The 7,818-nt window shown below is 64.0% G+C and carries 5 protein-coding genes; 2 read left to right on the top strand and 3 right to left on the bottom strand.

Annotation, left to right across the window (positions count from 1 at the left end):
* Positions 1–3,453 (top strand): beta strand repeat-containing protein (locus AC1DUR_RS25620; protein WP_477722375.1); only part of this gene is annotated, 3,453 nt, incomplete at its 5' end.
* A 103-nt stretch (positions 3,454–3,556) separates the two neighbouring features.
* Here AC1DUR_RS25620 and AC1DUR_RS25615 read toward each other — a convergent pair.
* The 3 genes from AC1DUR_RS25615 to AC1DUR_RS25605 all read right to left on the bottom strand — a co-directional run bounded on the left by AC1DUR_RS25615 (position 3,557) and on the right by AC1DUR_RS25605 (position 7,294).
* Complete coding sequence (locus AC1DUR_RS25615) at positions 3,557–4,543, bottom strand: transglycosylase SLT domain-containing protein (protein ID WP_477720910.1); 987 nt, start codon at positions 4,541–4,543, stop codon at positions 3,557–3,559.
* A gap of 80 nt (positions 4,544–4,623) precedes the next feature.
* The gene (locus AC1DUR_RS25610; RefSeq protein ID WP_477720909.1) at positions 4,624–6,537 is read right to left on the bottom strand and encodes an EAL domain-containing protein; all 1,914 of its coding nucleotides are present in this window, start codon (positions 6,535–6,537) and stop codon (positions 4,624–4,626) included.
* Between the two features lie 76 nt (positions 6,538–6,613).
* On the bottom strand, positions 6,614–7,294 hold the full coding sequence (locus AC1DUR_RS25605; RefSeq protein ID WP_477720908.1) for a transglutaminase-like cysteine peptidase: 681 nt from the start codon (positions 7,292–7,294) through the stop codon (positions 6,614–6,616).
* Positions 7,295–7,448: 154 nt separating this feature from the next.
* Here AC1DUR_RS25605 and AC1DUR_RS25600 point away from each other — a divergent pair.
* A partial coding sequence (locus AC1DUR_RS25600) for a TolC family protein (RefSeq protein WP_477722374.1) occupies positions 7,449–7,818 on the top strand: 370 nt, incomplete at its 3' end.

Below are 7,818 nucleotides of genomic sequence, written 5' to 3'. Positions count from 1 at the left end.
GTGGGCGGCAACGTGCTGACGGACGGCACGGACGACGTGTTCGGCGCCGACGGCGCGGCAGCCGGTGGCGGCGTGGTGGGCGTGCGGGTGGCCGGAGGCGACACCACGACGGCGGTGCAGACGGGCGTGAACACGGTCATTGCCGGCAGCTTCGGCACGCTGACACTGCAGGCCAACGGCAGCTACAGCTACGACGGCAGCCCGAACGTGGTGCCGCCGGCYGGTGCGACCGACACCTTTGTGTACACCATCAAGGACGGCGACGGCGACCTGAGCACGACGACGCTGACGATCACGCTGACCGACGCCGGCCTGGTGGCAAGCAACGACGACATCACGGTCAACGAAGCGGCGCTGGCCACGGGCAGCAACCCGTCGAGCACGGCCGAGACGGCGGCCGGCACGCTGGTGGGCAACGTCAGCGGCGGYGCAGGCGGCTACAGCTACGCGCTGACGAGCCCGGCCGCAGGCAGCTTCGGCACGCTGACGCTCAATGCGGACGGCAGCTACAGCTACACGCTGACGCAGCGCTTTGACACCAGCCCGGATGCCAACAACGGCACCAACACCGAGAACAACCGCGACACCTTCACCTACCAGGCGACGGATGCCAACGGCAACACGGTGACCAGCACCATCACCGTGGACATCGTGGACGATGTGCCGACGGCCAGCAATGAAGGCACGGTCACAGTGAACGAAGGCTCCAGCGTCGGCGGCACGTTTGACTTCGTGGCGGGCGCGGACGGCGCCTCGATCACCTCTGTCAACGGTGTTGCGCCGGTGGGCGGCACGATCACGGTGACGACCGGCACGGGCCAGTTGGTGGTGAACGCTGCCACGGGTGCGTATACCTACACGGCCAACAGCAACACCAGCAGCCAGCCGCTGGACAACTTCACCTTCACCGTCACCGATGGCGACGGCGACACAACCACGGGCACCGTCAGCTTTGACAGCCTGGACGCCAACACCCCGACGGGCGGCACCACGGCGGCCTTTGTGGACGACGACGGCTTGAGCGGCGGCAACCCTGCCAGCACCACGGGCGACATCAACGCCAACCAGGGTGGCGACAGCAACGCAAGCGAGGCGATCTATACCGGCACGCTGGCCTTGAGTTTCGGCGGTGACGGCGCGGGCACGGTCAACTTTGCCTCGCTGAACGGCACCAGTGGCACGGTGGGCACCGAAACGGTGAACTACACGTGGAGCGGCAGCACGCTGACGGCGATCGGCCCGCGTGGCGAGTTGTTCCATGTGGTGGTGAACCAGACCACGGGCGCCTACACGCTGACGCTGGTGGACAACGTGCTGCAAGCGGCTGGCAACAATGAAACGAGCGCGCCGGTCGTAGGCCTCACCTACACGGTGACCGACAGCGACGGCAGCTCCACCACCGGCACGCTGAACGTGACCTTCAACGACGATGCGCCGACGGCCAGCAATGAAGGCACGGTCACGGTGAACGAAGGCTCCAGCGTCGGCGGCACGTTTGACTTCGTGGCGGGCGCGGACGGCGCCTCGATCACCTCCATCAACGGTGTTGCGCCGGTGGGCGGCACGATCACGGTGACGACCGGCACCGGCCAGCTGGTGGTGAACGCTGCCACGGGGGCGTACACCTACACGGCCAACAGCAACACCAGCAGCCAGCCGCTGGACAACTTCACCTTCACCGTCACCGATGGCGACGGCGACACGACCACGGGCACCGTCAGCTTTGACAGCCTGGACGCCAACACCCCGACGGGTGGCACCACGGCGGCCTTTGTGGATGACGACGGCCTGAGCGGCGGCAACCCTGCCAGCACCACGGGCGACATCAACGCCAACCAGGGCGGCGACAGCAACGCCAGCGAGGCGATCTATGCCGGCACGCTGGCCTTGAGTTTCGGCGGCGACGGCGCGGGCACGGTCAACTTTGCCTCGCTGAACGGCACCAGCGGCACGGTGGGCACTGAAACGGTGAACTACACGTGGAGCGGCAGCACACTGACGGCGACCGGCCCGCGTGGCGAGTTGTTCCATGTGGTGGTGAACCAGACCACAGGCGCCTACACGCTGACGCTGGTGGACAACGTGCTGCAAGCGGCTGGCAACAATGAAACGAGCGCGCCGGTCGTAGGCCTCACCTACACGGTGACCGACAGCGACGGCAGCTCCACCACCGGCACGCTGAACGTGACCTTCAACGACGACGCGCCGACGTTCACACAAATTGATTACGGCATTATTGCGAACCAGGCAGGGGTGCTTTCTGGCACCCACGATATGACCTTCGGCGCAGATGGGGAAGGGGTCATCAATTTGTCCGCGTTGACAAGCCTGAGTGGTGTCAATTATTCCGCCGTACAGCACAACCTCGACGGATCAACGACCATCACAGCCGGAACCGGCGCCAGCACGACCAACTTCTTTGCCCTGACCATCAACCCCGATGGGACGTACGAATTCGATTTGATCGACCCGCGTCCGTCGGTGACGAAGGTGGCTGATTTTGGCAGTGTCCAGGGCGGTGCGGCAGTGCCTTCGCTGACGCTGGGGACTGGCGCAGATGCCATCACCTTCACCGGTTTGGGCGGGGACCAGATCAAGCCGACGAGCGCTGGTTTTGGCGTGAACGACGGGAACCTGAACCCGGGCGATGACTTCAGCGTCACGTTTGCCGGCAACCAGGTGGACAGTGTGTCGTTTGCGGTCAAGCAGCAGTCCAGCTCTGACTTTGTCATGTCGTGGTCCACTGATGCAGGGGACGCCGGCCTGGTTACCTTCGGAGTTGATGGGTCATTCACCATTAATCCTTTGAATGATTTTTCGACGATCACATTTAATGTGACGGGCGGGAACGCAAAGGTGGATTCTTTTTCGTACAGTCAGAATCTTCTCCCGGCCGAGCAGGTATTGCAGTTCAGTGTTTCTGGGACGGATGGAGACGGCGATTTGACGGCGTCACAGACGCTGAATATCCAATTGCTGGGCGGAAGTGCTGGCGACCCGATCTCGGGAACCAGTGCCGGTGATGCGATATTGGGTACCTCGACAGGTGAATCGATCACTGGCGGGGCAGGGGACGACATGATGGCGGGCGGTCTGGGTTCCGATACGTTCAAGTGGAGCCTGGGTGATCAAGGCACCGTCGGAACGCCGGCCGCCGATGTGATCAAGGATTTCACACTCGGCATCGGTGGTGATGCATTGGACYTGAAGGAYYTGTTGAGCKSCGAGCAYGCCAAYGCRGGCAGCCTGGATGCGTACCTGGACTTCTCTGCCAATGGCAGCGGCCAGACACTGATCTCKGTTCATGCGGCTGGTGCYGGCAGTGCGGTCACGCAGACCATCACGCTGGAAAATGTGCAATATGYGGCTTTGCAGGCTGCGGCGGGAGGGACATCCGACTCGGCCATCATCACCAAGTTGCTGGCTGACGGCAATTTGAAAACCGACGTCTGATCGTCGGCCGCCCGCTGGCCGGGCTGGTTTTTGCAGGGCAGACCGCGCAAGTGGCCTGTCCTTTTTTTATGCGGCTGAGATTTGGCTGACCGGRTTGACCGACTTAGGGGACTTTGGGGCGCAGCCACGGCGAGGCGTCGGTGATGCTCTCGTCAAAGTCGTGGCTGCTGCGCCCGTACAGGCCCATCACGCGGCGCACGTAGGCACGGGTCTCGGGGAAGGGCGGTATGCCCTTGTAGCGGTCCACCCGGCCCTCTCCGGCGTTGTAGGCGGCCAGCGCATAAGCGATGTTGCCGCGGTAGTACGCCAGCAGCCAGCGCAGGTAGGCCATGCCGCCGCGCATGTTCTGCGTGGCGTTGTAGGCGTTGCGCACATTGAAGCGCTCGGCGGTGTCGGGAATCAGTTGCATGAGCCCCATGGCCGCCTTGGGCGACTGGGCGCCGGACTCGAAGTTGGACTCCACGGCGATGACGGAGAGGACCAGCCTGGGGTCGAGCGAATACCACGCACTCAGCGTCGTCGCCAGCGGGATCACCCAGCGCTTGCGGGCCGGCAGGGCCTGCAGAAACTGATCGATGGAGGGCGTGTTGCCGGACGCTAAATCGAGCTGCAGATCCCGGAAAACGCGTGTTGGCGCCTTCTCGGGCAACTGGGCCTGCGTCACGCAGGCGGGCAGTTCGGCTGAACTGAGCTGAACGCTGTCGAGCATCTTGCCTGCCTGCGCATGACCCTGCGAGGCGGCTTGGGAAAACAGGGCGGCAGCGAGCGGCCGGCTCTCGGGGACGCCTTTGCCAAAGGCATAGAGCACGCCCAGGCGATACTGCCCCTCAATGCTGCCTGAGCGGGATGCTTCGCAATAGAGTACGGCGGCGCGCCAGGCGTTGTCATCCGTGTCGACCGCCGACTCCAGCTCGTTGGCCTGCTGCATCAGACGACGCAGCGCGGGCGGTTCGTCCGCCAGCACGGCGGTGGGTGTCTGCAGTGCGCGGAGGTCTTGCGCGTGCACCGGGCCCGCGGGGATGCATGCAGCCCAGACCAGGCCAATGGCCCCAATGAGCCCAAGGGGCCATCTGGCAGGCACGGACTTCATGCAGTTCACGGCAATTCCAATCAATGCGGCGTGGCATGAGGAATCGGAATTGGAACCGGCCACGGCCTTTTAACAGTTGGTTACTTTACACCCGGTCCTGTTACGCCGTCAAATCCGAGCGAGGCCAGCAGCGGCAGGTCGCTGTCGGACTCGACGCCGAGCGCTATCACCACGATGCCGAAATTGCGTGCCACGTTGCACAGGCCCTTGAGGAATTCCTGGTTACCCGGGTTGTGGGCGATGTCTCGCACATAGCTGGGGTGGACCTTGATGTAGTCCAGGCCGAGGTCGGCGAGTTTGTCGCCTTCGGCAAAGCGCTGGCCGAAGTATTCGATGCCGACGCGGCAGCCCAGTGGTTTGAGGGTAAGAACCAGGTCGCGAAAGGCATCGAACTGTTTGAACACACCTTGCTCGGGCACCTCGAACAGCAGTCGCTTGCACATCTCGGGGTGGAATTCCAGCAGCATCCTGAGCTCATAGCGGAAGCTGAAGTCGGCGATGGTTTCGGCCGACAGGTTGACGGCAATGTCGCCGGCCGTGGTGCGCAGGTGGGCTATGGCGAGCCTGACCACCTCGAGGTCTATTGGCGCGCTGAGGTTGAGGTGCGCGGCCATCGGCATGAAGTCGCGGGCGGGCAGCAGTGTGCCGGCGTCGTCGATTTGCAGGCGAATCACGCCTTCCTGGTGGATGGCCGCAAGGTTGCCGCTGCCGACTACGCGGTGGAAGGCGAGCCGCAGTTTGCCGCTGGCGACGGCTTCGGTCAGCAGGCTGCGCCACTGCTCGGCGGGGCGTGCGGCGCGGCCGCTGTCGATATCGCTGGCATGCCAGCTGTTCGGGCCCTGGGCCTCGGCGAGTGCCAGGGCTTCGTCGGCGCGGCTGAGCAGATCGCCGATGGCCTGTCCGCGCTGGTAGGATACGGCCGCCAGGTGAAACAGGTCGGGCATTTCGGCCGCCCAGTTCGGCAGCCAGACCTGGTTCAGGCGCTGGTCCAACTCGTTGGCGGCTTGCACCGGCGAGGTGACGCCCGGACAGGCCAGGGCAAATTCACCGCCTTTCAGGCGCCCGGCCTGCTGGCCGAGATGCTCTTGTGCGCTGTCCTTGAGCACGCCGCCGAGCTGCTGGAGCAGCACATCCGCACGCTGGTGGCCGAGCCGGGCGTTCAGCATGTTCAGGTCTTTCACGCGCAGCATGATCAGCACGCCTTCGGCGCCGGAGTCCTCGCCCACCAGCAACTCGCGCAGTTGCGACAGGAAATGCTCGCGCCCGGACAGTCCGGTCAGCGCGTCCAGGTTGACCTTCTGGCGCAGCGCTTCCAGGCGCGCGGCCTCCTCGCTGAAAAGGGCTTTCAGGCGCTCCACCATGCTGTTCATGGCGCGCACCACGCTGCGCAGTTCGGGGGTGCGCGGTTCTGCGATGCGCAGGAAGCGGCGCTCTGCAATGGCCTCAGCCTGGCCCACCACGTCGCCCAGCGGCCGTGTGATGAAGCGTATGGCCAGCGTGCCGGCGATGCCGGTGATCACGCTGCCGAGCACAAACCACAGCAGCAGCTCCAGCGTGCCGTCCCACAGGCTCTTGTACACATATTGCTCGTGGCTGGCCAGGGTGAGCGTTCCATACTGTTTCCAGCCATCCTGGATCAGGGCCTGGCCGGGCGCTGCGCGGATCGGGATCAGCGCGGCGAACCAGGCCGGTGCGCCTTGCAATTGACCGGTGAAGATGCGCTCCACCAGTGTCTGGCCGGTGGGCGAAACGATGCGAATGAAGCGGTAGTGCCCGGCGTCAAACTGGGTCGCCACCTGCAGCTCGACCGTGACCTGGTCCTTGGGCAGCTGCGACAGCGACAGGGCCAGCGCCGTGGCGTTGTCGATGTTCTTCACTTGCAGCTGCTGCTCCAGATAGTGGCGCGCAGACAACACGCTGACGACCATGCTGCCGCCGAAGGCAATGGTCATGACCACGATGATGGCGATCCAGAGCTGTTTGATAAGGGACATGGTGGTAACTCGCTGAGTAAGGGAATGTATCAGGACGTGAGTGAGTCAGGACGTGAAGGGATCGGGGTTGAAGGGGTCACGGCGACAGGCCTTCCTGGCGCATACGGTCAAGCACATCGCGCCAGCGCGACAGGCGTGTCGTGGGGTCGGCCAGGGAGGAGGTGCCCCCTCCCACCCACAAGCCGGCGCTGTTGAAACTGAAGACCGGTGCGAGATCGCTGCGCATCGAGGCGGGGCGCACGCTGCTGATCAGGTTGTCGAGAATCAGTGGTTCATCGGTCGGCTGGGGATAAAACCCCAGCACCATGTGGGCCACGGTCGTGGTCGAACCGATGCGGGCGCGGACGTAAATCAGGCGTAAGCGATCGTTGCCGATGCCGAGCATCAGCAGCGTGACGTACTTGGCTATCGAGAAGTCTTCGCAATCACCGGCGCCACGGCCGATGAACTCGAGCGGAGTGGCCCAGTAATCTTCCTGCTGCCAGATGACGGCATCGCTTTCAAACAGGATGCGCCGGTTGAAGAAAGTGTTGACCTTGTCGAGCTTGTCCGCATCGGGCAGCGCGCGCGACTCTTCAATCAGCCGGCGCCAGGCCACCACCGTCTCGGCAGCCCGCGAGCCATAGCGCTGCATGGCCAAGGCCTGGGTCTTGTCGAGATCTGGCGCCGCGACCGACGCGCCCAGCGCCACCAGCAGGGCGAGCAAGCACCCCCTGCCCCAAGGCACGAGACAGGCGCGAAGGCCTTGACGTGTCATGGCAGCGTTCCACATGGCGGCAAGCCTAACCGAAAGCCGGCGGGGCAGCAAACCTGGTGCGTAGGTGATTGGCATCCCTTGAATAGGGGATATTCAAAGCAACATTTTGAAGCTATAAACGCTAACTCGAAACACTAATTAACAAGGTGGTTGCATGAAAGCGAACTTTTCAATAATCGCTGCGGCCGTGTTGACCAGCATGGCAGCACAGGCGCAAACATTGCCTGAGCCCATGGTGGACGCAGCGCGCAAGGCGGTGGTCAGCAACCCCGAGGTGCAGGCCCGCTGGCACGGCTTCCAGGCCGCCGGCAACGAACGAGACGTGGCCCGCGGCGGCTATTTCCCCCAGATCGACTTGCGCGCCGGCACCGGCCGCGAGAGCCGCGAGACGCCCTTGACCGACTTTGGCCGTTACAACTTCCGTGGCACGACGCTCACGCTCAACCAGATGCTGTTTGACGGGCTGTTCACGCCCAACGAGGTCAAGCGGCTCGGCTACGCCAAGCTCACGCGCTACTACGAGC

Source organism: Polaromonas sp. P4_F4, from assembly GCF_056401355.1.
Note: the sequence above shows the minus strand (reverse complement) of the source record. Positions and strands in the feature narration are given on the sequence as shown.